General features: G+C 73.3%; 22 protein-coding genes, 2 pseudogenes and 1 riboswitch. Of the genes and pseudogenes, 11 read left to right on the plus strand and 13 right to left on the minus strand.

Annotated elements, in window-relative coordinates; genetic code table 11:
- Nucleotides 1–22: 22 nt before the first annotated feature.
- Nucleotides 23–214, plus strand: coding sequence for a hypothetical protein (locus tag ACFY0D_RS11480; RefSeq protein ID WP_390798111.1), 192 nt, complete (start codon nucleotides 23–25; stop codon nucleotides 212–214).
- Here ACFY0D_RS11480 and ACFY0D_RS11485 read toward each other — a convergent pair.
- The 6 genes from ACFY0D_RS11485 to ACFY0D_RS11510 are packed head-to-tail and all read right to left on the minus strand — an operon-like array spanning nucleotide 183 to nucleotide 9,358.
- Nucleotides 183–902 (minus strand): formyltransferase family protein, encoded by a 720-nt coding sequence (locus ACFY0D_RS11485; protein WP_390798112.1) that lies wholly within the window; start codon nucleotides 900–902, stop codon nucleotides 183–185. The genes ACFY0D_RS11480 and ACFY0D_RS11485 overlap by 32 nt on opposite strands.
- Complete coding sequence (locus ACFY0D_RS11490) at nucleotides 899–4,225, minus strand: amino acid adenylation domain-containing protein (RefSeq protein ID WP_390798113.1); 3,327 nt, start codon at nucleotides 4,223–4,225, stop codon at nucleotides 899–901. Before ACFY0D_RS11490 ends, ACFY0D_RS11485 begins: the two co-directional genes overlap by 4 nt.
- Nucleotides 4,222–5,382 carry an NAD-dependent epimerase/dehydratase family protein gene (locus ACFY0D_RS11495; protein WP_390798114.1) on the minus strand — a complete coding sequence of 387 codons (1,161 nt, stop codon included), beginning with the start codon at nucleotides 5,380–5,382 and terminating at the stop codon, nucleotides 4,222–4,224. The genes ACFY0D_RS11490 and ACFY0D_RS11495 overlap by 4 nt, the downstream gene beginning before the upstream one ends.
- Nucleotides 5,367–7,430: a fatty acid CoA ligase family protein gene (locus ACFY0D_RS11500; RefSeq protein ID WP_390798115.1), complete on the minus strand. Its 2,064-nt coding sequence runs from the start codon at nucleotides 7,428–7,430 to the stop codon at nucleotides 5,367–5,369. Before ACFY0D_RS11500 ends, ACFY0D_RS11495 begins: the two co-directional genes overlap by 16 nt.
- A 5-nt stretch (nucleotides 7,431–7,435) precedes the next feature.
- Nucleotides 7,436–8,290: a hypothetical protein gene (locus tag ACFY0D_RS11505; protein WP_390798116.1), complete on the minus strand. Its 855-nt coding sequence runs from the start codon at nucleotides 8,288–8,290 to the stop codon at nucleotides 7,436–7,438.
- A 9-nt stretch (nucleotides 8,291–8,299) separates the two neighbouring features.
- Nucleotides 8,300–9,358, minus strand: coding sequence for a 3-oxoacyl-ACP synthase III family protein (locus tag ACFY0D_RS11510; protein ID WP_390798117.1), 1,059 nt, complete (start codon nucleotides 9,356–9,358; stop codon nucleotides 8,300–8,302).
- Nucleotides 9,359–9,745: 387 nt separating this feature from the next.
- Between ACFY0D_RS11510 and ACFY0D_RS11515 the strand changes: the two are divergent.
- From ACFY0D_RS11515 to ACFY0D_RS11540, 6 genes and pseudogenes are all read left to right on the plus strand, one after another.
- A pseudogene (locus tag ACFY0D_RS11515) lies at nucleotides 9,746–9,818 on the plus strand.
- Between the two features lie 74 nt (nucleotides 9,819–9,892).
- Complete coding sequence (locus ACFY0D_RS11520; protein ID WP_390798118.1) at nucleotides 9,893–11,029, plus strand: gala protein; 1,137 nt, start codon at nucleotides 9,893–9,895, stop codon at nucleotides 11,027–11,029.
- Nucleotides 11,026–12,705: an ankyrin repeat domain-containing protein gene (locus tag ACFY0D_RS11525; RefSeq protein ID WP_390798119.1), complete on the plus strand. Its 1,680-nt coding sequence runs from the start codon at nucleotides 11,026–11,028 to the stop codon at nucleotides 12,703–12,705. The genes ACFY0D_RS11520 and ACFY0D_RS11525 overlap by 4 nt, the downstream gene beginning before the upstream one ends.
- Nucleotides 12,702–13,907: an AAA family ATPase gene (locus ACFY0D_RS11530; RefSeq protein WP_390798120.1), complete on the plus strand. Its 1,206-nt coding sequence runs from the start codon at nucleotides 12,702–12,704 to the stop codon at nucleotides 13,905–13,907. Before ACFY0D_RS11525 ends, ACFY0D_RS11530 begins: the two co-directional genes overlap by 4 nt.
- A gap of 12 nt (nucleotides 13,908–13,919) precedes the next feature.
- Nucleotides 13,920–15,104: a VWA-like domain-containing protein gene (locus ACFY0D_RS11535; RefSeq protein ID WP_390798121.1), complete on the plus strand. Its 1,185-nt coding sequence runs from the start codon at nucleotides 13,920–13,922 to the stop codon at nucleotides 15,102–15,104.
- A gap of 159 nt (nucleotides 15,105–15,263) precedes the next feature.
- Complete coding sequence (locus ACFY0D_RS11540) at nucleotides 15,264–15,455, plus strand: hypothetical protein (protein ID WP_390798122.1); 192 nt, start codon at nucleotides 15,264–15,266, stop codon at nucleotides 15,453–15,455.
- A gap of 22 nt (nucleotides 15,456–15,477) precedes the next feature.
- On the opposite strand, the gene ACFY0D_RS11545 is transcribed toward ACFY0D_RS11540, so the two are convergent.
- Entirely contained in the window at nucleotides 15,478–15,693 is a 216-nt protein-coding gene (locus tag ACFY0D_RS11545) for a hypothetical protein (RefSeq protein ID WP_382505271.1), read from the minus strand.
- A gap of 123 nt (nucleotides 15,694–15,816) precedes the next feature.
- Nucleotides 15,817–15,879, plus strand: a riboswitch (guanidine-III (ykkC-III) riboswitch).
- Nucleotides 15,880–15,952: 73 nt separating this feature from the next.
- On the opposite strand from ACFY0D_RS11545, the gene ACFY0D_RS11550 reads away from it, so the two are divergent.
- Together ACFY0D_RS11550 and ACFY0D_RS11555 are read left to right on the plus strand one after the other, a co-directional pair.
- Nucleotides 15,953–16,441 (plus strand): Ohr family peroxiredoxin, encoded by a 489-nt coding sequence (locus tag ACFY0D_RS11550; RefSeq protein WP_390798123.1) that lies wholly within the window; start codon nucleotides 15,953–15,955, stop codon nucleotides 16,439–16,441.
- Nucleotides 16,428–16,877: a hypothetical protein gene (locus ACFY0D_RS11555; RefSeq protein ID WP_390798124.1), complete on the plus strand. Its 450-nt coding sequence runs from the start codon at nucleotides 16,428–16,430 to the stop codon at nucleotides 16,875–16,877. The genes ACFY0D_RS11550 and ACFY0D_RS11555 overlap by 14 nt, the downstream gene beginning before the upstream one ends.
- Before the next feature lie 33 nt (nucleotides 16,878–16,910).
- On the opposite strand, the gene ACFY0D_RS11560 is transcribed toward ACFY0D_RS11555, so the two are convergent.
- The 5 genes and pseudogenes from ACFY0D_RS11560 to ACFY0D_RS11580 form a co-directional block, all read right to left on the minus strand.
- Nucleotides 16,911–17,702 carry a peptidoglycan recognition family protein gene (locus ACFY0D_RS11560; protein WP_390798125.1) on the minus strand — a complete coding sequence of 264 codons (792 nt, stop codon included), beginning with the start codon at nucleotides 17,700–17,702 and terminating at the stop codon, nucleotides 16,911–16,913.
- A gap of 124 nt (nucleotides 17,703–17,826) precedes the next feature.
- Nucleotides 17,827–18,234, minus strand: a pseudogene (locus tag ACFY0D_RS11565) (MFS transporter); the annotation flags it as partial.
- Nucleotides 18,235–18,375: 141 nt separating this feature from the next.
- Nucleotides 18,376–18,852: a nuclear transport factor 2 family protein gene (locus ACFY0D_RS11570; protein ID WP_390798126.1), complete on the minus strand. Its 477-nt coding sequence runs from the start codon at nucleotides 18,850–18,852 to the stop codon at nucleotides 18,376–18,378.
- Complete coding sequence (locus tag ACFY0D_RS11575; protein WP_390798127.1) at nucleotides 18,849–19,583, minus strand: SDR family oxidoreductase; 735 nt, start codon at nucleotides 19,581–19,583, stop codon at nucleotides 18,849–18,851. Before ACFY0D_RS11575 ends, ACFY0D_RS11570 begins: the two co-directional genes overlap by 4 nt.
- A 127-nt stretch (nucleotides 19,584–19,710) precedes the next feature.
- The gene (locus tag ACFY0D_RS11580; RefSeq protein ID WP_390798128.1) at nucleotides 19,711–21,771 is read right to left on the minus strand and encodes a UvrD-helicase domain-containing protein; all 2,061 of its coding nucleotides are present in this window, start codon (nucleotides 21,769–21,771) and stop codon (nucleotides 19,711–19,713) included.
- Between the two features lie 606 nt (nucleotides 21,772–22,377).
- On the opposite strand from ACFY0D_RS11580, the gene ACFY0D_RS11585 reads away from it, so the two are divergent.
- Entirely contained in the window at nucleotides 22,378–22,593 is a 216-nt protein-coding gene (locus ACFY0D_RS11585; protein WP_390798129.1) for a hypothetical protein, read from the plus strand.
- 255 nt (nucleotides 22,594–22,848) lie between these two features.
- On the opposite strand, the gene ACFY0D_RS11590 is transcribed toward ACFY0D_RS11585, so the two are convergent.
- Nucleotides 22,849–23,442 carry a TetR/AcrR family transcriptional regulator gene (locus ACFY0D_RS11590; protein WP_390798130.1) on the minus strand — a complete coding sequence of 198 codons (594 nt, stop codon included), beginning with the start codon at nucleotides 23,440–23,442 and terminating at the stop codon, nucleotides 22,849–22,851.
- Between the two features lie 110 nt (nucleotides 23,443–23,552).
- On the opposite strand from ACFY0D_RS11590, the gene ACFY0D_RS11595 reads away from it, so the two are divergent.
- The gene (locus ACFY0D_RS11595; RefSeq protein WP_390798131.1) at nucleotides 23,553–24,563 is read left to right on the plus strand and encodes an NADP-dependent oxidoreductase; all 1,011 of its coding nucleotides are present in this window, start codon (nucleotides 23,553–23,555) and stop codon (nucleotides 24,561–24,563) included.
- Nucleotides 24,564–24,581 lie beyond the last annotated feature (18 nt).

Consider the following 24,581-nt stretch of genomic DNA (forward strand, 5'->3'; position numbering starts at 1 on the left):
CCACCAGGACACCGACTTCACGGTGTCGTACCAGAAGGACGAGGGCGAGCGCTGTGACGCCGAGCGCGACTTGGGCCCGGTACTTGCCGCACTACTCCTCTCCCTCCCTCTGGCCACGGTCGGCACCGGGCTGTACGTCTCCGGTACGTCGGCGGTCCGCACTGCCGCATACGCCGCCGAGATCACCCGCCTGAACGCCGCCGGGGAGGTCTGAGCGAGGGCGGGCGGGACAGCGCCCGGGCGACCTCGGGCGCGTGGGCGGCGAAGGGGCCGAGGTCCGTGGCGCGGGGGTAGGCGGGGTGGTCGCGATAGGTGTCGAGCCGGTCCAGGGCGCGCAGGCCGTAGTACGCGGACGGTTCCGCCGCCGCCGCAGCGCGTGCGGGGCGGTCGGTTCCGGCGGTGACCGCCGGGAGGATCTCCTCGAACAGGGCCTGGCAGGCACGGATACCGCGGAGCATGACCTGGTGGTAACGGTCCTCGGGCCCGATGCGGAAGCGGTGTTCGGCCAGGACCGGACCGGTGTCGATGCCGGCGTCGACCTCGTGGACGGTGGCTCCGTACTCCGTGTCGCCGTGCAGCAGGGCGAACAGGACGGCCACGGAGGGCAGTCCGCGATGCCGCGGCAGCAGGCCGTTGTGGATGTTGAGGATACGCAGGCCGTCCGCCCGGAGCAGGGGCTCCCGGAAGATCTGCCGGTTGTTGAGGGACCAGACGATGCCGTCGGTGCAGGCCCGGGCCAGCGTGCCGGCGTGGGCGTTGACGTCCACCCCCGCGAGGTGGGGCGCGTCGGCGGCCGCGGCGTCCAGCGGGTCGACGGAGCAGACCAGGTCGACCGGGTGACCGCGGGTGGCCGCGTGGGTGACGGCGCGGCGAAGCAGGGCTCCTTCTCCTACGAAGATCATGCGGATGCCTCCTCGCGGGCGGCGGTCAGGTGCTCGCAGACCTGCTCCAGCGTCAGGTTGCGTACGAGGCAGTCGAGACGGCCGGTGAACCGCCGGGCCTGAGCGGGGGTCAGCAGGTCCGAGGAGACGGCGCTGAGCATCTCGACGAGGGCCAGGGAATCGCCGCCGAAGGCGTGGAATTCGGAATCCGCCGACAGCAGCGCGCCGTCCACGCCGAGGATCTCCGCCCAGTGGTGCCTGACACGTGCCTCCACCGTGACGGGGGCGGGTGCGGTGGCCGGTGTGGTGGCCGGTGTGGGTACGACCGGCGCGGAGGGGGCGAAGGGGTCGGGGAAGGCGTCGAGATCGGCCTTGCCGCTGACCGTGCTGGGCAGGGTGTCGATCACGAGGACATGGGCGGGGACGAGATACGCCGGGAGTGTCCGGGTGAGCTCGGTCCGCAGTGCGCCGCCGAGGTCCCCGCTCACCGCGGGATCACCGGCGTGCGGCAGTACGTACGCACAGAGCACGGCCGCCGTGGAGCGCGGGCGGCGGCGGGGCACGACGACGGCGCGGTGCACGGCCGGGTGGGCTTCGAGGGCGGCGACGACCTCGGCGGGGTCGACGCGGTGCCCGGCGATCTTCACCTGCTCGTCGATGCGCCCGGCGAACTCGACGGCTCCGTCGGCCAGTCGGCGCCCGAGGTCACCGGTGCGGTAGGCGCGGACGCCGTCGGGGCCGGTGGTGAAGGGTGAGGGACGGCCGTCGGACGGACCGAGGTAGCCGCGGGCCACCTGGACCCCGCGTACGACGATCTCGCCGGTGCGACCGGTGTCGCCCGGTCCGCTGCCGATGGTCTCGCCGTCCTCGGTGACGAGGTCGACCCGGGCGTACGGGCCGGGGAGGCCGATCGGGACCGTGGCGTCGCTCTCGCCGCCGTCCACGGTGTGCGCGAGTACGGCGACGGTCGCCTCGGTGGGCCCGTACGCGTTGACCACACGGCAGTCGGTCCCGAAGGCGGCGTGCGCGGACCGTACGGCGGTGGGGGTGAGGGGCTCGCCGCCCAGCAGCAGGGTGCGCAGGCGGTGCGCGGGGCCGCCGCCCGCGGCACCGTTGCCCGTGCCGCCGAGAAGGGCGAGGTGGGAGGGGGTGAGCGCGAGGGTGTCGGCGCGGTGCTCGGCGACGAGCCGGCGCAGGACGGCGGGCGAGGGCGTGCCGGGGGCGAGGACTGCCGTTCCGCCGGCCAGCAGGGGCAGGAACAGGGGGAAGCACGAGATGTCGAAGGCGTAGGAGGAGGCGAAGCCGAAGCGCGTGCGACCGGTGACCTGGCACACGCCGGTCATCCAGCGGACGAATCCCATGAGGCTTCCGTGCTCGATCTGGACGCCCTTGGGGCGGCCGGTGGAACCGGAGGTGTGGATGACGTACGCGAGGTCCGCGGGCCGTGGGTCCGCTGCGTCCTCCGTCTCCATGTCCGGGTCCGGGTCCGGGTCCGTGTCCGGGGCAGAGCCGTCGAGGAGGTCCTCGACCGCGAGCAGGGTCCCGGGTACGAACGGGGCGAGGTCCTCGGCCAGGTGCCGTCCGGTCAGGCAGAGACGGACGCCGGCCCCCTGGAGGATCTCCCGGATCCGTACGCCGGGATGGCCGGGGTCGAGCGGCACGTAGGCGGCGCCCGCCTTGAGGATGCCCCACAGGGCGCACACGCCGGCGGACGTACGGTCGACCACCAGCCCCACCAGGTCCTCGCGTCCTACGCCGCGCCGCCGGAGCCCGGCCGCGACGGTGTCGGAGCGCCGGTCGAGTTCGGCGTACGTGACCACGCCCTCGGGCCCGTCGAGTGCGGGCGCGTCGGGGGTGCGGGCGGCCTGGGCGCGGAAGGCGTCCACGACGGTGAGTTCGGGGACCGCCGGGTCCGGGACGGCCGGAGCGGGGTGTGCCGCCTGCGGTGCGGGGCCCGTGGCCGCGGCGTCCGACTCGACGGGGAGGTGTGCCGGAATCGGTGCCGGCGGCAATTCCGGTGCCATGGCAGATGCGGTCGCCGGACCCGCCTCCGCCCCGCCCTCGGTTTCGAGACCGGCCAGGACCGTGTCCAGCAACCGCGCGGCGCGGGCGGCGAGATCCGGGCCCCCGCCGCGGACGCCGAGCGTGATCTCGGTCGCCGTGCCGCTTTCGGCGGCGACCAGGGAGAGCGGGACCAGTGGGGCGTGCACCGGCAGTGCGTAGGCCGTGGCCGCCGTGAAGCCGCCGCCGGAGAACTCCGCCAGGTCCAGGCGGCCGAGGTGGGAGACGACGGCCGAAGCGAGGTGACGGTCGGTACGTGTCGCCACGGCCTGGGCTGTGCGCAGCAGAGCGGCGGTCACGGGCCGCGGCAGCGGCGCGAGGGCCGTTTCGAATCCGGCGGCGAGTTCGCCGTCCCCGGCGAGGTCGGACAGCAGGCGGGTGTGCGCGGCCGTCCAGTCCTGACCGGGGCGCAGGTCCAGGAACAGCGGCAGGCTCAGGTTGCCCGTGGCCGCGATCCCGGGGCGGTGGCGGCGCAGGTCGACGGGGACCATGACGCGGGTGTCGAGCCCTGTGGCGTCGGCCAGGGCCTGGGCGAGGCGGGCGGTGAGCGCGGGATGGCGGCCGGGCAGGGTGCGGCGCAGCCACAGCGTCCGGAGCGGGCGGCCGCCGCCGTCGGCCGGGCCGAGCGGGGAGCGGCGGGGAGGTGTCGGCGTGGGCCGCGTCCTGGTGCTGCCGAGCCGGCGCAGCAGCCCGGCGTCGGTGTCCGCATCAAGGGCGGGCCGGGCGGGCTCGCCGCGCAGGGCTCGGAAGACCTCCCGTACCCAGGTCAGCGCGCCGTGACCGTCCATCATGGCGTGCGAGACGCTGAAGACGACGGTGGTGGTCGCCGTCCCCTCGGCGCCGGGCACGACCAGCACCTCGCAGCCCGGCGGCTCCGTCCGCCGCGACGGCCCGGCGGGCAAGGCGTACGTCCCAGGCGCCGAGTCGGCGTACGCACCGGCGCGCGGTACGTCGTACATCGCCTGGGGCGGCGGTCCTCCGGCGCTCCACATCGCCCCGGCGTGCACGAGCCGTGACCCCGGGCATGACTCGGCGGCCCGTGCCAGGGCTGCCTGGAGGTCCTGGGGGGCGGGTACGCCGTCGCCCTCGACGACGATGCGCAGGGCCATGGCCCCGCGGGCGTCCCCGGCGGAGAGGTAGAGGCGTTCGGTGGGCGACACCGGACGCCGGTAGCGGACGCCGGTGCCGACACCGACACCGCCACTTCCACCGGAATCGGTGCCGGCAGCGGCACCCGAATCGGTGCCGGAACCGACACCGGCATCGACCTGATGGGAGGTCATGACTTCGTGTTCCCTTGTTCGGTGTGGTCGGGTGCGGGGTGGCGGGCCGGTGCGGCGGTGCCGGTGGAAGCGGCCGGGCCGCCGGCGGTCCAGGCGGCGACGCCGCCCACCTCGTTCACCCACTCCCGCAGTGCTCGCAGCCCGTCGGCCTGGGTGCGCGGGGCCGCGTAGCCGAGGTCGTGGCGGGCGGCGGCGGTGTCGTACGTCGCCGAGCGGGTCAGCAGCGCCATCATGTAGCGGCTCAGGGGCGGAGCCGCGTCCGTACCGCCTCCCCCGCTGCCTCCCCCGCCCGCGGACCGGCGGCGCAGGTGCCAGCCCGTCTCGACCGCCGCGGCCAGCCCCCGGCCGAGGACGAGCGGGATGCGCGGGGCGGGCGGCGCGCAGTCGAAGAGGGCTCCGACCCGGGCCAGGAACGGCCACAGGTCCGTCTCCTCGCGGTCCGCGACGAAGTAGGCCTTGCCGCCGACCCGCCCGGCGGGGGCGAGCGCGGCCCGCAGGCAGGCGTCCACGGCGTTGTCGACGTGGCAGAGCGAGACCAGGACCCGTTTGCCGCCCGACAGGTCGGGCAGCCGGCCCGCGCGCATGGCGTCGACCATGCGCGGCAGGAATCCGGCGTGGTCGCGCGGCCCCCAGATGCCGCGCGGGCGCAGCGCGCAGGTGGTGAACTCCGGCCCGTCGGCCGCTCGTACGTGCTGTTCGGCGATCGCCTTCGTCTCGCAGTAGAGGTTGAACCAGCGCTCCGGGTACGGGGTGCTCTCGTCGATGCCGAGCCGGTCGCCCTCCCGTACCCGCATCAGCGCGCTCGGGCTGGAGACGAACACGAACCGCCGTGCCCCCGCCGACCGCGCCGCCGCCAGCAGCCGCTGCGTGCCGGTGACGTTGGCGGCCTCGAACTGCGCGCGGCTGCCGTGGTCGACGACCCGTGCCGCGCTGTGCAGGACCGCCTCGCAGCCCTCTGCCGCCCGCCCGAGCGACCCGCCGTCGGTGAGGTCGCCGGTGACGACCTCGACGCCGGGCAGGGAGCCCAGTCGTACGGCGTCCCCGCCGGGGCGGACCAGGGCGCGGACCTGATGCCCCTGGCCGAGGGCGCCGTCGACCAGGTGCCCGCCCAGGAACCCGGATGCTCCGGTGACCAGGATCTTCACAGCGCCCGCCACCAGGTCGCGCCGTAGAGCATGGTGCGCCCGACCACCGAGGCGGTCCCGTGTCCTGCCTCCCGGCCGCGCGGCAGTGCGAGCGGGATCTGCGCGGCGTGCACGCCGATGCTGAGGAAGGCGTCGATCCACCACAGCCACCGCAGCACCGGAAGGTCGGGGACGTCGCCGGTCGCGGCCCACACCGCCCCGCCGACGAGGTACGCCCATCCGGCGAGCGGCACGATCCGGGCCGCCCGCCGGCCCGCGGACGACGCGGGCCGGGCCTGCTGCCGCTCGGCCCAGCGGGCCAGCTCCTCGCGGCCGATCTTGGCGTTGTGCCGGATGTCCACCGGGAAGCCGGGGTGGCGCAGGAACTCCTGGAGGCCGCTGGTCGGGGCGTGTTCCTCAGCCATCGTGCGCAGCTCGGCGACCAGGTCCGTCCACGCGCCTTCGTCGAGCGCTGCCCCGTCCGCCCCGGTCTCGGTCTCCACGCAGATGACGGGCCGTTGCGCGCCGGCCGGCCCGATGCCGACCAGGGCGGTGCGCCGGACCAGGGGGTGGGCGTTGAAGACTCCCTCGCAGCGCACGGTGTGCAGGTCCCGGTGGCTGGTGCGGACCCGCTGGGCGGAGCGCCCGCAGAACCACAGCCGTCCTTCGGCGTCGAGGTGGCCGAGGTCGCCGGTCCGGTGCCAGATGCGGGGCGCTTCGCCGTCGGGGCGTTCCTCGGTCGCCTTGTGCGCGGCGTCGGACCGGGGGGCCCGGTGGTAGCGCCGGCTGACGGAGTCGCCGTGGACCAGGATCTCGCCGACGCGCCCGGCCGGCAGGCCGGTTTCGGAGTCGAAGCGGGCGAGCGGGCCGTCGGTGACGGGGGCGATGGCCACGCGGGTGCCGGGGACGGGCCGGCCGACGCAGGTCCCTTCGCCCGCGGCGGCACCGGCCGCGGTACCGGCCGCGGTAGCGCCGCCTTCGCGACGGGTGTCGGCCTCGTCGTCGCCGAGGATCTCGGCCGCCTCGATCGAGGTGATCGGCAGTACCTCCGTGGCCCCGTAGGTCACATGGATCCGCGCCTTCTCGTCGAGGACGGAGCGCAGCGCGGCCACGACCGCGTCGGGCACCGGGGCCCCGCCGGAGACGACGCAGTGCAGGTCGGGCAGCGGGTGGCGGCCTCGGGCGGCGCCGGTGAGGTGCCCGGCCAGGTTCCGCAGCAGAGCCGGCGAGGCGAACATCGTGGTGACGCGGAATCGTTCCAGCGCGTCGACGAGCAGGGCCGGGTCCGCCTGGGCGACCCGGGCGGGCGCGAGCGGCGCCAGGACCAGGGTGGATCCGTAGACCAGGTCGAGCACCCCGTAGAAGGGCAGGGTGACCAGGGAGACGTCGTCGCGGGTGCGGCCGTGGACGGCTTCTATCTGGCGGGCCATGGACAGCGCCATGCGGTGGGTGTATTCGACTCCCTTGGCGGGGCCCGTGCTTCCGGTGGTGAAGCCGATCATCAGCAGGTCGTCCCCGCCGGCCGGCGCGGCGGCGTCCGCGACCGCGTGCTTCCCGGTCGCGGGGGTGGCGCGCAGCGCGGCCAGCGTGTGGCCGCGGCCGAGCCGGCACCGTCCCAGGGTGACGGGCACGCGTACCCCGGCGAAGGTACGGCGGCCCAGGACGCGTACGAGCTGGGCGAGGGGCGGTCCGATGAACGCCTCGGCGCCCACGGCCCGGTAGCAGTGGAGCATGCGCCGTACGCCCATGCCGGGATCCACGACGACGGGCACGGCTCCGACCCGGAACAGCGCGAAGCAGAGGGCGAACAGCTCCGGCCCGGGTGGGGCCATCAGCACCGTCCTGGTGCCCCGGGTGATCCCGGCGCGCCGGAATCCGCGGGCCAGCTCCTCGACGCTCTCCTGCAACTCGCCGTAGGTGAGGGTGGCGTAGCTGCCGGAGCCGCGGCCGTCGGGGTGGATGACGGCGGGCTTGCCGGGAAAGGCGCGGGCGTTCCGCTCCAGCCACCCGGCCACGCTGTCCGTGCCGGTGGCCGGCTGCTCCACGGCGGGGCCGCCGCCGGTCGGTATCGTCTGCGGCACGGGGCTCACCACCCCTCGGGCCGGTAGAGGGCACACGCCGCGCTGGGGCCGGCGCCGACCGACACGAACAGCAACTGGTCGTGGTCGTCGTGGCGTACGCCCTCCAGCGCCCGGAGGTAGCCGAGGACCGGCGCCGCGGTGTGCGGCTCTCCCTTCGCCCCGGCGCCGTCAGCGGTCGCGGACGGGCCGATCACCAGCGTCCGGTCGAGGTCGATGCCGATCTCCTGCGCGTAGTCGGCGGCGGCACTCGCCGCGAACTCGCCCAGCCGCTGCGCGTGGTCCGGCTCGCGCCGGACGGTGATCGTGGTCCGCCCGTGCCGGCCCATGGTGTCGGTGTCGAGGTAGCCCTCGACGTCGGTGGGCCGGTCGGCGGTGTAGTGGCGTACCGGCCCGAATCCGGCGTGGGGGTCGGCACTGCGCTCCAGCAGGAGGGCGCCGGCCAGGTCCGCGTACGGGTAGTCGGGGTCGCGGTCCGCGTCGCCGCCGGGATGCACGTCGGCAGCGGTGATCAGGAGCCGTTCGGTGCTTCCCGTCTCCAGCAGGGCCTGGCCCGCCTGGACGGCGTTGAGTACGCCGCAGGCTCCGTTCATCAGGTCGAAGGAGAAGCCGGCGGCCGGTTCGGGGTCCGCGATGTAGTCGAGGTTGATGCCGACCTCCTTCTGGACCAGGGCCGACATGGCCGGTTCGAAGGTGTTGTGTTCGCGGTAGACGCCGACGTTGATGAGGACGCCGATCGAGGATGCCGGCACCTGGGCCCGGGCCAGGGCGCCTCGGGCGGCGCGGCCCGCGAGGTCCACGACGGAGGCCGGGGCGGACGCCGTGTCGTCGGGCAGGGCGGTTGCGGCTGCGGTGATGACCATGCCCATGGCTCAGACCCCCACGTTCGTCAGCGTCGCGGACAGGGCACCGGTGACCACACCGGAGGCGGCCGGCACCAGCAGGTACTTGGCCCCGGGGCGGGCGCCGCCCGCCCTGAGGTGCTCGCACAGCGTCAGGAAGTGCGAGGTGGTGGCGGTGTTTCCGTACCGTTCGACCACGGAGAGGGAGTCAGGCATGGGGGCGGCGAACTCGGCCTCCGCCGTCTGGTTGACGTAGTCGATGAAGCGGGTGCCGACCTGATGCTGGATGACGTGGTCGAACTCCTCACCGGCGAACGTCCGCCCCCTCTTGGCCAGGAAGTCCCCGTGGAACCGCGGCCACAGCTTGAGCCGGTCGCGGTTGTGCATCTTCTTGTTGTCCGTGTAGAGGGCGATGCCCGGGTTGCGGTCGCTGGGCATGCCCATGCACAGGTGGGAGTACTCGGAGCAGGTCATCAGCTCGATGTAGTGGATGCGGTCGGCCGCGTCGGCGGAGACGTCCAGGACGACCGCGGCCGCCGAGTCCCCGACGGACAGCGAGGCGAACTGCGGGTCGTAGGAGTCGGTCATCTCGCGTGCGGCGGTCTGCGCGACGCGGGTGGCCTGCTCGCCGCTGACGACCAGGCCGCGCCGGACGGCACCGGAGCGGATCATCCGGTCGAGCAGCCACACGCCGGTCATCATTCCGGCGCAGGCGTTGGAGACGTCGAAGTGGATGGCGGAGCGGGCACCCAGCTCCCCGGCCAGCATCGCGGCGAAGGACGGCTCGAAGGTGAAGCGACCACCGTCCTTGAAGCGGGTGATCGAGGCCGAGAGGACGATGTCGAGGTCGGCGGCCCCGTAGCGGGAGGACTCCAGCGCGTCCCGGGCGGCGGACAGGGCCATCCCGAACGAGTCCTCGCCGGCCGCCGGTTCGGGGTCGTACACGCGCCGTTCGGTGATCCCGGTGATCTTCTCGATGTCCGCCTCCCCCAGCCCCGGGACCAGGGCGGCGAGTTGAGGAGTGGTCTGGACTGTTGCCGGAAGGCAGACGCCTAAGGCTTCTATTCGGCTGTATGCGGTGGTGCTCATGTGTGTGGCTCTCCGTGGCGGTCCGCCCGGGGCATGGGAGTGCCAGGGCGGTGGTTGACAGAGGGATTCAATGGGCGTCCGGGGAATAACGGACAGTCAAGTTACCGTAGCGTACGGAGATGTCGACGATGTGTCAGGGCTTCACAAATAAGGAATATGTGGTCGAATATCGGCCACCCGTCGCGATTTGTCGCCGCCCGCCGCTGCCGCGACACCAAGCAGAATCCGAGCCTCCGCCCCTCTCGGCGGCGCTCACGCCCTCGAAAACCTGTCCGGAACCACTCGGTCCACCTCGCAGGGCGTGACGGCCGCGACGATCGCGCACGGACCAACCGGCCAAACTGGTGATCGATTTCCGGCCGCCGGGTGGGTATGATCGCCGGCAGCAAGGCCGTAGCGCAGAGGTCGTCGCGCCCACGCATCGAGCTGGAGGACGTCGGTTCGAATCCGACCGGTCTTGCGTCTACTTCCGCAGTTCTCCCTTCAAGTCGTGATGGACGCCGGGCACCGGCGAATGAAACCGGTGGAGTGGTGATGACACAGCCGACACCCGTACGGTGCCCCGCGATCGAGCACCCCGACCTGCCACCGGCCGACCCGGCCGGCCTCGACCCGCTGCTCGCCCGGCTCGCCGCGGACCGGTCCGTCGAGACCGACGAGACCTTCCCGCTCGGCACTCTGCGCACCGACGGCCGCGTCGACCTCTGCAAGCAGGGGCTCGGCCCGGCCGGCGCGGCCCGCCTGCTGCCGGCCGCCACCGCCTCCGCCCACGCCAGGCACCTGCTCCTCGGCACCAACGCCATCGGCGACGCGGGCGCCGGCACCCTGGCCGAAGCCCTCACGGGCGACCACGGGCTGCACACCCTCTACCTCGGCTGCAACCGGATCGGCCCGGACGGGGTGAGCTCCCTCGCCGGCGCCCTCGGCGACGACACGACCGTCCGCGCCCTCTGGCTCAAGCGCAACCCGCTCTTCGGGGACGGCGCCCGCACCGTGGCCGCGCTGCTGCGCCGCAACACCGCCCTGCGCACCCTCGACCTGGTCAACACCGGAATCGGCGCCGACGGCGTACGCCTCCTGCTCGACGCCCTGCTGGAGCGCGAGCAGCCCCTGGAACGGCTCTTCCTCGGCGGCAACGGCCTCGGCCCGGACGCCGCCCCGCTGCTGGCCGCCCTGATACGCGAGGCCGGGGTACGCGAGCTGTACGTCCCCGCCAACCACCTCGGCGACGAGGGCGCCGCGGCCCTCGCCTGCGCCGCGGCCGACTCCGCCCACCCGGTCCGTCTCGGGCTCGGCGGCAACGGCATCGGCGCCGCCGGAGCGCGGAGCCTGGCCGCCTCCCTCGGCGGCATCGAAGGGCTCGACCTCGGACGGACCATGTCGGAGCGCAGCCTCGGCTCCCCCGGCAACGACCCCGGCGACGAAGGGGCGTACGCCCTGGCCGCGGCCCTCCCCGGCAGCCCCCTGCGCCGGCTGGAGCTGCGCCACACCGGCCTCACCGGACGCGGTGCGAAGAGCCTGCTCGCGGCGGTGCCCGCGGACAGCCCGCTGGAGTACGTCGGGCTGGGTCCCGGCCTGCCCCGACGCGTGAAGCGCTCGTTCACCGAACGGCTCCGTCCCGCCCGGGCGGCCCACCCGGACCTGCTCGCCATCGGCAGTGTGTACCGGTGAGCGGGGAGAACGCCGAACTGCCCGGCGGCCTGCGGCCGGAGAACCGTCTGGCGTGGCGGCGGATCCGCCGCCACGCCGTGCCCGGCTGGATGATCGAGCAGGCCACCGCGCACCGGCTGGCCGGTGACTGGCGGGCGGCCTGCGCGGCCGCCGCCGTGGACGTCGGCTTCGAGCTGCCCGACCTCGCGGCCCGTTACGGCGCCTCCGTGGCCGAGGCGGTGTCGGAGGACCTGCGGTACCTCGCCCCGGACCTGCTGCGCTGGCACCTGCCCCGCTACGGGGGCGGCCGCACCACCATCGCCACCGACCTGCGGATCCTGCTCGCCTCCTACGGCGGCCCCGGCGGTCCGACCCTGTCGGTCACCACACCCCACATGAGCGAAGGCCCGCAGCGGCTGCGCCTGCACTGCGCGCCGGTCACCACGAAGAAGTGGAACGTGTACACCGGGCGCGGCTTCGCCGCGGAGGACTGGACCGCGGTCCGGCCGTTCTGGGACGCCCGCCGCGCGTCCGAGCTGGGCGCGCGCTTCGCCGACCCGGACGGCCTCGCCGAGCGGATCGCCGCGCTGCGCGCCGCAGGGGACACGGTCGGGGCCTATGCGGCGGCGGGCATCGAGTGCGACCTGAGCGTCCCCGCTCCGCAGCCCTACCAGCGCCCGACGGACCCGAAGGCCATCCTCGACGGGATGCCCATCGACCTCGGCCGGCTCGTACCGGAGGTGGCCCGGCTGGTGGCTGCGGGAGCGGGCGACCGCTACCGGATCGCGGCGAGCTGGCGCTCCTACCTGCTGCTGGAACACATCGGTCCCGACGGGCTCCGGGCCCGCGTCGTCGAACAGGCCGAGGCACTCGCCGTACCGGCCCTGCCCCGGTACGCCTGGCAGCGGCTCCCCGATCCCGAACTGGTCCGGACCGGCCTGATCTCCCCGCGCGAGCTGCACCCGCTGGTGTCCGCCGCGCTGTTCCCCGGCGCCGGGCCGGCCGTGGCCCCGCCCGTTCCCGACACGGGCAAGCCGGTACGCGTGCGCTGCCGCGGCGGATGGCACGAGGTGCGCTCACGCGGCGGCGTACTCGACGTACCGCACACCCCCGAGGAGCAGCGACGCGAGCGTGCCATGCGGGCGTTCGGCGGCGCGGTCTCGGGGTGCTTCGCCGTGCAGCAGAGCTGGACCACGGGCGAGGGGCGGCTGCCGCGCGCCCTGCGGGCCCAGCGGCACGAGCTCTTCCTGCGCATCCAGCACGGCGACACCCCGGGCGTGGTGGCACTGCTGGACGCGGGTATGGACCCCCGGATCCGGGACGCCCGCGGCCGCGGCCTGCTGCACACGCTCAACCTGCTCGACCACAAGGTGCTGCTGCCCCGGCTGCTGGCGGCCGGACTCGACCTGGAGGCACGGGACAACGGGCAGCGCACCCCGTTGCTGTCCGCGGTGCACTGGGGCGGCTCGGCGGATCTGGTCAGGGACCTGCTGGCGGCCGGCTCCCGGACCGACGTCACCGACGAGATGGAACTGTCGCTGTCCCAGGTGATCCGCCGCTACAGGCGCACCGACCTCACCTTCCTGCGGGACCGCGTCGACGAGGAGTTCCCCGGCATCGGCGCCGACTGGTACGACGAACACATGGAGTACCGCGAGGACGACGAGGACGACGAGGAAGAGGACGACGACGCGTGAGTGCGACCCAGCCCCAGCCACAGCCCGCCCGAGCCCTGGCGGCCGCCGACGCCCTGGGTGCACGGCTGGGCGCCACCCGTACCGAACCCGCCAGCAACCCCCAACTGGAGGCACTGGCACTGGCCGTGACGGCCAACCAGCCCGTCCTCCTGTGGGGTGAGCCGGGCATCGGCAAGTCCGCCGGCATGGAGCAGCTCGCCACCGCGCTCGGCGTGCGGCTGGAGACCGTCATCGCCAGCGTCCACGAGCCCTCCGACTTCGCGGGGCTGCCCATCGTCGGCGAGGACCCGGCCACCACGGGTGTCCCCATGGCCCCGCCCGACTGGGCGGTCCGCCTTGCCCGTACCGGCCACGGGCTGCTGTTCTTCGACGAGCTGTCCTCCGCCCCGCCGGCCGTGCAGGCGGCCCTGCTGCGCGTGGTCCTGGAGCGCCGGGTCGGCAGCCTCGAACTGCCGGCGGCCGTACGGATCGTCGCCGCGGCCAATCCGCCCGCCAGCGCCGCGGACGGCTGGCACCTCAGCCCGCCGCTCGCGAACCGCTTCGTCCACCTCGACTGGACGCACGACCCGCGGACCGTGGCCCGCGGCATGGCCGGCACCTGGCCCGAGGTGGCCATCCCGGCCGTCGATCCCGCCAAGGCCTCCGGTTCGGTCGCCCGGGCCCGCGGCGCCGTCTCCGGCTTCCTCACCGCCCGGCCGGGCCTGGTCCACCACATGCCGGCCGAGGCCGCCGGACGGGGCCGCGGCTGGCCCTCCCCGCGTACCTGGGAGATGGCCCTGCGGCTGCTGGCCACGGGATACGCGGCCTCGACGGGCCGGGAGGCGCTGGCAGCCGCGCTCACCGGCGCCGTGGGCGAAGCCGCCGGGATCGAACTGCTCTCGTACCTCGAACACCTCGACCTGCCCGACCCGGACCGGGTGCTGGCCGACCCGGACGCCTTCGCCCTGCCCGAGCGCGGCGACCGGCAGCTGGCCTTTCTCATCGCCGTGGTCGCGGCCGTGCAGAGCGAGCTCACCCGCCCCCGGTGGGAGGCGGGCTGGGTGGTCCTCGCGAAGGCCGTGGACGCGGGCGTGCCCGACGTCGCCGCCCGCGCCGCCGCCGACCTCGCCGCGATGCGCGACCTCGACTGGCCGGTGCCCGCCGGCATCGACGCCTTCGTGGAACTGCTCCAGCTGTCCGGCTCGCTGCCGGGCGGCAACTGAGCCCGGTCCGCCGTGCGCCCGGAGCTGGACCGAGCGAAGCTGCTGGCAGCCCGTTACAAGGCCGCCGAGACCCGTCCGTACCTCGCTTCCGCGCTGTACGCCCTGACCGTCGTCCCCTCGGCCGGGGTGCGCACCATGGGTGTGGACCGGCACTGGCGCTGCTACGTCTCGCCCGCCTTCGTCGAGGCGACCCCGGTCGTCGAACTGGCCGGGGTGTGGATCCACGAGGTGGCGCACCTGCTGCGCGACCACCACGGCCGGGCCGGGCGTCTGCCGGCCGCCGACCAGCGCGATCCGGTCCGGGTCAACATCGCCCAGGACTGCGAGATCAACGACGACCTGCTGGCCGACGGGCTGGTGCTGCCCGAGGGCCGGATGGAGCCCAGGCTCTACGGCCTGCCCACGGGCGGCCTGTTCGAGACCTACCTGCCGGCGATTCCCCCGACGCTCCACGGGCCGGACTGCGGTTCCGGTGCGCACGGCACCCCCGGACCCTGGGAGCTGGGCGAGGACGGCGGCCCCGCCCGGGTCGGCCCGGTGGAGGCCGAGGCGCTGCGCCGGCAGACCGCCGAGGCCGTACGGGCCCACCGGCGCACCCGGGGCCGGGTCCCCGAGGGCTGGGCCCGGTGGGCCGAGGAACTTCTGGAGCCCTCCGTCGACTGGCGCCAGGCTCTGTCGGGAGCGGTCCGCGAGGCCGCCGCCTGGGCGGCCGGCGCGGTGGACTACACGTACCGCCGCCCCTCGCGCCGGACACCCGCGCTCGGCGGCCGGGTGGTGCTGCCCAGTCTGCGCAGGCCGCTGCCGCGGGTGGCCGTCGTCATCGACACTTCGGGATCGATGGGCCCGGACGACCTCGCGGCCGCCCTCGCCGAAGTCACCGGCGTCCTGCGGGAGGTGGGCGTCGGCGGGAACCGGGTCGCCGTCCTCGCGTGCGACGCCGACGTGCATGCCGTGACCCGGGTGCGCAGTGCCGGCGAGGTGACCCTGGCCGGTGGCGGGGGCACGGACATGCGGGTCGGCATCGGTGCGGCCCTGGCCCTGCCCGACCGGCCGAACGTCGTGGTCGTGCTGACCGACGGGTACACGCCGTGGCCGGAGGAGACCCCGTCGTGCCGGCTGATCGCCGCACTCATCGGCAACTCCCCGCCCGCGCCCCCGCCCTGGGTGGAGACGGTACGCGTCGACCTGGCCGTGTGAACCCAAGTGACGTGCCTCCGGCGGCCTTTGCCGGCACGGCACCGGCGCGGCACCGGCGCGGCCTCCACAGCATCTCCAGTCACCCTCTGTGTTTAACGTCCCGTGATTTGGTAACAAGATGTAGTGACAGGCAGTCAATACTCGACGAAAGGCAGGACCATGAATCTCGTCAACGTGCTCATCCTCGTCGCGGTCCTCGCACTTGTCGGCCTTCTGATCGCGGCCCCCAGCGCCACCGTGCGGCGCAACCCGTTCCCGGGCCGGCGACAGCGGGCCGGCCATCGCCGCTCGGGCGCTCCCCGGTCGACCCGGGTACCCGGTCAGCGGGGCATCCGGCACCACGCGCCCTGACCCCGGGCACGGCGGCCGGCCGTCAGACGGATTCGGTGGCGAAGAGCTCCAGGTGGGCGCAGTGCGGGCAGCGGTACGCCTCGATGCGCCGCCGGGGCTTCCCCAGCCGTTTGGCACCGCCGAACATGCCGCGTTCCAGCGCCCCGGCGATCCAGCGCGCGTACCCCCGGGCCCCCTCCCCGGCGTCCTCGACGAATCCCGGCTCCAGGCCGACGCCACCGCAGTACGTACATCTCATCGCGTCCACGGGGCGAGTGTAGGAAGCGGGCCGCGGCGCCGGCGACCGGGGTCGGCGCCGCGGCCCGTGAGGAACTTCACCGCGGAGGATGTCTCCGGGCCGCGGAGCGCGTTGCTAGATTGTCCGGCGGCCGGTCCACGGCCCCGGACGAGATGCGCCGTACCCGGTTACGCACGACGACGCGAGGTGCCGCACGAGCGGCGCCGTCCGCTGTCCGCACCCGGGCAGCGTCCTCGTCGAGCAAGATGGGCCGTACGTCATGACCGTGCCACTCACCCGCAGCCTGTACCGGACGACCGCGCACGCCGCGGGGGGACGTACCGGATCCGTCCGCACGGACGACGGACGCCTGGACGTCCGCCTCGCCCCGCCGCGCAAGAAGGTGCCCGGCACCACCAACCCCGAGCAGCTGTTCGCGGCCGGTTTCGCCGCCTGCTTCACCTCCGCGCTCGCGGAGGTCGCCGCCGAGTTCGGGGCGGACGCCTCCACCGCGCGCGTGGCCTGCGAGGTCCGGCTCGGCACCACGGACACGCCCGCGGGCTACGGCCTCGCGGTGGCGCTCACCGTCAGCCTGCCCGGGTGGCGGGCGGCGGACCTCCAGCCCCTGCTGCACCGGGCGGACGCGGTCTGCCCGTACTCGCAGGCCGTACGCGGCAACGTACCGCTGACGCTCCTGGCCGTGGAGGAGCCCGCCGAGGACACCAAGGACGCCGAGGCCATCGAGCCTGCCGCCGATGACCGCGCCTGAGCCCGGGCCGGCCGGGCATGTCCCGGACGGCCCCGGCGTCCCGGTGCCCGAGCACGGTGCCTGGCTGCGGCGCGGCATCAGCCGCAACGGCGGACCCCTCGTCGAGGACCGCGAAGTGGTGTGGCTGCAGGCCGGGTCGTACTACGCCGACAGCCGTGGCTTCGCCGGTACGACGTCCTTCGACGGCTCCCAGGTGCACTTCCACCACCTCACGGGCGAGCCCGGGGAAGACGCCGGCACCTTCCGGTGGGACGGTGCGAACCTCGTCGAGCGGGGCACCAACCCGGACGGCGGCACCTTCCTGGAGATCTGGACCCCGCTGCCCGCCGCCGACGGCGCCTGCGGCTCCTGGTCCGGCCCGGACCACCACGTGGTGCGCGTCGGCCGCCACGTGGTGCATGTCGATTCCCGTGCCGGTACGTACTGGCGGCTGTAGCCCCGGGTGGTGGCCCGGGGCGGCGGCGCACCGTCAGGGCAGGAGACCGGCCGGGAGGTATTCCGCGTACTCCGAGGCCGGCCGGCCGGTGGCCTGGCGGACCAGCTCCTCGATGGGGTCGGCCGCCTCCTCCGGCGCGGGCGTGCCGAGGCGGGCGGCGACGTCCTTGCGGAGGGTCGGGAGCAGTGCGTAGAGGTGGTCGCCGGGGCAGGCGGTGGCGTTGAAGTCGCGGTGGCCGTAGATCTCCGACGCGGCCAGGCCGTACTGGTCGCAGATGTGGGCGCACAGGTCGGCCAGGGCCGCGTACTGGGCCGCGGGCGGGTCCTGCGAGGTGTACGTGCCTTCGTTCTCGATGCCGATCGACACGGTGTTCTGTCCGACGCAGTGCGCCGCCCGCACCTGGCGGGTGCCGGTGCGCAGCTCCGCGAGGCTGTTGTGGCGTCCCTCCAGCACGAAGGCCCCGCGGCTGACGGTGAAGTGCTGACCCGTGTCGATCCAGCCCTGCGCGTCCATGTGGTACGTCTGGATCGCGCGGGCGAGGGCGAAGGCGCGCTGCTTCGAGTAGTCCGTCACGTTCGCCGTCGCCGTGTGGTGGACGATGATCCGCTCCGGGCGGTTGTCCAGGACGACGACGGCTTCGGACGCCGCCCGCGCACCCCAGGCGGCGCAGCCGATGATGTCCGGGGCGGCGGCGGACGCCCGCCCCGCCGTGGCGAGCGGCAGTGCCGTGGCGGCGGCGAGGGCGAAGGCTCCCGTGAGGACCGACCGGCGGGTGTACGGGGCGGTGGCGCGCGTGGACGGCTGGTGCGGTGCGGAGAAGGTCATGCGGCGCCATTGAAGGGGACTCCACCTCCACCGGTCGCGCAGACACACCGCGCAACCCCCCGGACGTACCACCGCCGGTGACCCTGCCGGGAGCCCTCGTCGGCGCCGGATCCCGGTCGGGGCCGCCGACCCCACCCGACTCGGTGAGGTCGGCGAAGATCAGCGGTCCGCTGATGCCTCCCGCCGCGGTGCCGAGGGCGTGGAAGAAGGCGATGGAGCACACCCGAGAGCAGGTACGTGGAGGAGATCATGATCCGGCGCCCGAGCGTGTCGAACAGCTTCCCGAGCAGCAGGGGGCCGAGGAAGTTGCCCGCGGCGATCACGGCGAAGCAGTAGCCGGTCCGGCCCCGAAGCCGATGCTCTTGCGCTGGTGGATGGTGATCTCACCGGCAGGCGGCGGGAGCCGCTCGCCCTTCTCCTCCTCGATCCGCTGCTCCACGGACGACACCAGTTCCTCGGCGTCGTCCGCCCTGCCGTGGATGAACTGCCAGCGAGGGCTCTGCGGAACGTGTCGGCGTACGAGCAGGGCGACACACCTGCCGCTGCCCGTTCACGACCTGGACCGTCGGCCGTCAGGAGACGAGACGGCCCAGGGGGTGTTTCGCCCATCAGGCCGGGCTCGCGGTGCCTGGCACGCACGCTCGCTGATCCGGCCTGACCGACAAGACACCCCCTAGCCGAGGCCCGGCGCCTCCTCCCCATCGGTCCACCAGACACCCAGTCTCTGGCGGACCAGGTGCCAGCCGCCCTCGGGGCTCCGGCGGAAGTCCCAGTCGTACGGACCGCCCATGGAGTAGGGCGAAGAGCTCTGCCCGCTCCCCGTCACGGCGACGAACCACATGTACCCCACGCCCGTCGCCCGGTCCTCCTCCACCTGGAAGTCCATGTTCAGAATGTGGTGCTGCATGCTCGGGAAGTGCGCCTCCGCCTCCTCCACCTTCGCCCGGACCGCCTCCCTCCCACGGATCTCTCCCCACGGCCCGAACTCCAGCACCGCGTCCTCGGCCCAGCACTCGATCCAGGTCCGCCAGTCCTTGCGGTCCAGCGCCCGCCAGCCGCGGATCATGAGCCGCCGCAACGCTTCCTTGTCCTCCAGGACCCGCAGTCGGCGCAGCAGGTCCTCGTACGCACCTTCGGCCCCCGCGGTCACTGCGCACTCGCAGCGGGGCGTACGACGATCTCGTTGACGTCGACCTCCGTCGGCTGGGCGACGGCGTAGGCAATGGCGTCGGCGATGGCGGACGCCGGCAGCGCCACGGCGCGATAGGCCTTCATGGCCTCGCGCGCGGCAGGATCGGAAATCCCTTCGGCCAGCTCCGACTCGGTCACCCCCGGGGAGACCAGAGTGACCCGGACGGAGCCGTCCGACTCCTGGCGCAGCCCTTCGGATATGGCACGGACGGCATACTTGGTGGCGCAGTAGACAGCCGCGGTGGGCGACACCTCGTACGCGCCGACGGAGGCGACGTTCACGAAGTGCCCGCCGCCCTGGGCGCGCATCACCGGCAGGGCGGCGGCGATCCCGTGCAGCACGCCCCGCACGTTCACGTCGATCATCCGGTCCCACTCGTCGACCTTCAGCGCGTCCAGCGGCGAGAGCGGCATCACCCCGGCGTTGTTGACCATGACGTCCATTCGGCCGTAGCGCTCCCGGGCGGCGGCCACGAAGGCCCGTACATCGCCGGCGTCGGTGACGTCCAGCCGCTGGAAGGCGGCGGTACCACCTGCCTCGTTGATCTCATGGCTGAGCGCATCGAGCCGATCGCTGCGGCGCGCGCCCAGAAGCAGCCGGTGGCCATCTGCAGCGAGCCGCCGCGCCGTCGCCTCCCCGATCCCGCTGCTGGCTCCGGTGATGGCCACGACCTTGGCTTCGTTCCTCATACCTGCCCTACTCCTCGCTCGAAGCGGATGGCTCCGCCCGACCGAGTCTGGACAAGCCGTGGCCGACCGGCCAGGACGCATCGCACCCTGGCAGCACGCCTCCCCATCCTCTAGGGGGTGTCTTCCCCTATGCGGTGACGCTGCCGAGCCACAGCAGGTCACGAGCCCGGGTCATCGCCACGAAGAGCTGGCTGCGCAGCAGTTCCTCGCGCTCCCGGGCCGTCTCCGAGGTCTCCGTACCGCCCGCGGTACCGCCCGCCGTGCCGGCCGGCGTCCCCTTCGCGAACACCGCATCGTGCCGGGGCAGGAAGACGTTCTTGAACTCCAGGCCCTTGGCCCTGCGATAGGTTCCCAGCTTCACCGCGTCGACCGCGCGGCCGTCGTAGTGCTCCAACTGGCACACCGGGATGCCCGCCTGGGTGAGCAACCGCTGGTAGTGGCCGATGGCGCGCATGGAGGGGCACAGCAGGGCGGTGTCGGCACGCCCACCGTCGGGCAGGGAACGCAGGGCGTCCAGGAGTTCCCTGTCGTGGGCGTCGACCGTGGGCCTCGTGACGCGTACGACGTCCCCGTCGTGGTAGGTGAGGTCGACGTCGCGGCGCCCCGGGGTGCGCAGGCCGTCGATGTCCTCGAAGGCGTCGTCGGCCACGACGGTGAGGGCCGCGTCCAGGATCTGCTTGCTGTTGCGGTAGTTGGTGCGCAGCACCTGTCCGCGGTCGCCGCGGATGTCGATGCCCGCGTCGGTGAGACGGAAGCCGCCCGGGTACACGGTCTGCTGGCCGTCGCCGACGAGCAGCAGACCGTTCGGCACATCACCGACGAGCGCGTGCAGGAGGCGCACGCCGACGAGCGTGAGGTCCTGGACCTCGTCCACGATGACGGCCGCGTACGGGGGCCGCTCGCGCCGGCGTGCCGCTTCGGCCAGGGCCAGGGAGAGGACGTCGTTGAAGTCGTGGACGCCGCGCTCGCCGCGCAGCGATTCGTACGCCTCGTACAGCTCCCAGACCGACTGCCGGTGCGTACGGTGGAGGCGCGCCTTGCGCCGCCGCCTGGGGAGGGTCACGTACTCCTCGAAGCGGGTGAGGCCCCGCCCCTTGATGACGTAGTCGATCTCTTCGCGCCAGTACGTGGGGGCCGGGTCGAGGCCGGCCAGGCGGCCCTCGCGGCCGACGTTCTTCCAGGCGAGACTGAAGGCGGTCTCGGCCTTGTCCCCGTGCAGCCGCACCGGTATGCCCCGCTCCTGCAGGAACTCCTGGGCCCAGGAGTGGAGGCTGCGGAAGTCCACCCGGTCGGCGACGGCCGGGGCCATGGTCCTGAGGAAGGTGCTCTGCACCCGGGGCAGGTTGTTGGCGAAGGTGACGTACAGGATGCGGCCGGTCGTCCGCCGGGCCAGATGGGCCGCACGGTGCAGGGCGACGACCGTCTTGCCGGTACCGGCCGGTCCGCTGATGCGGGCCGGGCCCGCCCAGTTGCGGCGCACCAGTGCTACCTGATCGGGGTGGAGGAAGGTCATCCACTGCTCGATCGGCGCCTGCATCGCTCCCTTCAAGGCCGCGTCGCGCAGCCCTTCCAGGTCGAACAGCCCGTCAGGGGAGCTCGGTCGGTGCTGCTCGGGCGCCTGCGGCATCTGCTGGTCGACCGCCGACCCCGCGTAGCCCGGGAACACCCGCTCCAGATGATCGGCGATCGCCCGGACCGACTCCGCGCGCAGCCTGTGCCGCTGCGACAGCAGCACGGGGCCGATCTCGTGTTCGCCCAGGAGCCGTATCCGGCCGCGGCTCGTGTCGACACGCTGCCCGGCGAACACCACGAGCGGCTGGACCGCCACCGGCGACATGCCGAGGGACGCCACCGCGCTCTCGGCGGCCTTCGTGGCGGCGAGCAGCCCGGCCGCGTGTGCGTCGTCCGGCTCGCCGCCGGCGGTGACGTCGATGACGAAGACACCGCCGGGCCCCACCAGCAGCATGTCCGCCTCGGCCGTCGCCGTTCCGGACCATTGCCGGTCGACGAGCAACCGCCAGCCGCGCGCCGTCAGTACCAACAGCTGGGCGAGGACCCGCTGTTCGCCCTCGCCGACCGCACCCCACCGCAGGGCCTGCCGGCGGGCGGCCTGCCACTGCTCCCGGAGTAACCGCTCCTGCCGCCGCGCGTCCTGCGCCCGCTGCGATGCCGCCCCGCCTGCCCCCATACCAGCCCCCCTCGTACGCGGAGTGACGATCATAGGGCGGAACGCAACGGTGCCGGCAGGGCGCGTACCGGGCCGACGGGGACCATGCCGTTCCGCTTACTCCGCCGTGGCGCCGGACCACAACCTCGCCCTCACGGGATCCGGTGAGGGCCGGGCCTGGATCACTTGCGGGACAGCCCTTGGGTGGAGGGCTACACTCGAAGGGAGGTGGGGGCCGCAACTGCGGGAGTCACCCAAATCCCGTGGTTACGCGCCAGGGCGCGACGGCGAGATGTCCACGCGCTGGTCCGACGTCCGCGGCCGGTCAACGCAGTGTGACGGCGGCCGCGGCTACAGCCTCACCTCCGCGTATGGGCCGACAAGCTCTCATGACATCTGTGCGTGAGGCATGTGGGCCGTGCGCTGCACGCCAGGTCATGTCGGTCTGCTCTGCGGGCCGTTCTGTACCGGTCTGGCCGCTGTTCCTCCTGCGTTGCTCCGAGGAGTTCGACGTGCGACCAGCACGTGCGACGCATCTCCGGACAAGTGGAAGCAGGTGGGGTTCGAGCGGCGCTCGGCCGGCCAGGACCTACGCGGCATGGAACACAACGAGAAGGGTGCTGAATCATGCAAGCACTGAGAATCAAGCGTCTCTTCGCGGTGTCCGCCATCGGCGTTCTGATGGCAGGTGGCGCTGCCCTCGGCGCCGCAGGCACCGCCTCCGCGGCAACGCCCACCCACGCTGTCACCTACGTCGCCGGTGGTGGCTGGGACCATGACGACGACCACGGATGGTACGACGACGATGACGACTGGGGCGGAGGCTACGGCGACGACTGCTGACTGAACAGTGTGTGAAGCTGTGCGGCGCGTCCGGCCGCACAGCTTCACCTGCGCCCTGCACGTGGCGCCGCGTTCGGGTCGCCGGCGCCAGGCGTCGACCCCGGCCTTCCCTGGGCTGCACGGGACACAGTGAAGAGGCCGGATCCCGCACGGTGGTGACGTGGCGTCACACCGCGTCGGCGTGTCCGAACTCGCCACCTCCGACGCATTCCCGAGGAGCGACGCGACCGCCGTACCGAGCTGCCGCGGTCGGGATCAGCCCCGGGCGCGAGAGTGGCCCTCCCCGACGGCATCGCTGCTCGCCGTGCCGGTCAGGATCGCGTCTGCGACCACACCGAAAAGGCGATCGGCGCGGGGAGCGAGCGAGGGCTGATCGCCGAGCCAAGCGAGCGCGGCCACGAGCGCGAACAAATCGGCGCCGTCCATGTCGGTCCGCGCCGCGCCTGCGTCCTGGGCGCGGGTGAGGAGCCGCGCACCGGCGGCGCGCAGAGTGACGCACGAAGCGTGGAGTGCGGACTCGGTGTCCTCGATGGCGGCTGCCATCAGCGCGACCGCGCCCCGATACTCCGTCGTCCACGCAACGCAGTCGTGTAGCCACGAAGCGAGAGCGTCGCCGGGCGAGCTGGACGCCTCCAGGGTGTCCGCCTTGGCGGTCAGCTCGCCGAAGCTCGTGCGGAGCAGGGTATCGAGCAGCGCCTCGCGCGTCGGGAAGTGACGCAGCAGCGTCGCGAGTCCGACGTCGGCCCTGCGCGCGATGTCGCGCATCGACACGTCGACACCCTGCTCGGTGATGGCGGCGCCCGCTGCTGCGAGCAGCTGGTCGCGGTTCTTCCTGGCGTCGGCGCGCATCTGTCCCTCTTGACTAAACGGATCAGTGGTCCATATATTCGGATCAGTGGTCCGTTTATGTGGATCACTGATCCGCTAAGCCTATCCCGCAGCGCGGGCTGGAGGAATCGATGGCGACACATACGATGAGGGCGATCCGGCTCCATGAGCACGGCGGCCCTGAAGTGCTGCGGTACGAAGAGGTGCCCCTCCCCGAGGTGGGGCCGGGTGAGGTGCTCGTCCGTGTGCACGCTGTCGGCGTCAACCCCCCGGACTGGTACCTGCGGGACGGGATGTCCAACCTGCCTCCTGAGCTGAGACCGGAGTTCAGCTTGCCCGTGGTTCCGGGAACGGACCTGTCAGGCGTCGTCGAGGCCGTCGCCGCGGATGTGGACGACTTCTCCGTCGGTGACGAGGTCTTCGGCCTCCTTCGCTTCCCGGGCTTCGACGGCAGCACCTATGCCGAGTACGTCGCCGCGCCTGCTTCGGACCTCGCACTCAAGCCGGCCGACATCGATCACGTGCACGCTGCCGGGGCACCGATGGCCGGGCTTACGGCGTGGCAGTTCCTGATCGAGCTCGGACACGATCACCCTTCCCCCTTCCAGGCGGCGCGGCATCGCCCGGTGCCACTCGACACCGGCACGACGGTGCTCATCAACGGCGCCGCGGGCGGCGTGGGGCACTTCGCCCTACAGCTGGCCAAGTGGAAGGGGGCACGTGTCATCGCGGTGGCCTCGGGCAAGCATGAAGCGTTCCTGCGTGAGCTCGGCGCCGACGAGTTCATCGACTACACCAGGAACCGTCCCGAGGAACTCGTGCACGACGTCGACCTCGTCGTCGACGCCGTCGGTGGCCCCCACAGCAAGCGCTTCCTGCGCACGCTCAAGCGCGGAGGCTCCCAGTTCCCCGTGTTCTTCGGCGAATTCGACGAAGAAGAGACCGCGAAGCTGGGCGTCACGGTCACGGGCACCCAGGTCCGCTCGGATGCCGCGCAGCTTGCCGAACTGGGACGCCTGCTCGACACGGGCACGGTCCGCGTCGCGATCGACAGCACGTTCACGCTCGCGGATGCCCGAGCCGCGCACGAACGCGCCGCCCAGGGGCACATCCAAGGCAAGATCGTGCTCACGGTCGCCTAGGCAGGAGCCACAAGGGTG

Source organism: Streptomyces sp. NPDC001502 (genome assembly GCF_042894785.1).
GTDB classification, from domain to species: Bacteria; Actinomycetota; Actinomycetes; order Streptomycetales; family Streptomycetaceae; genus Streptomyces; species Streptomyces kutzneri.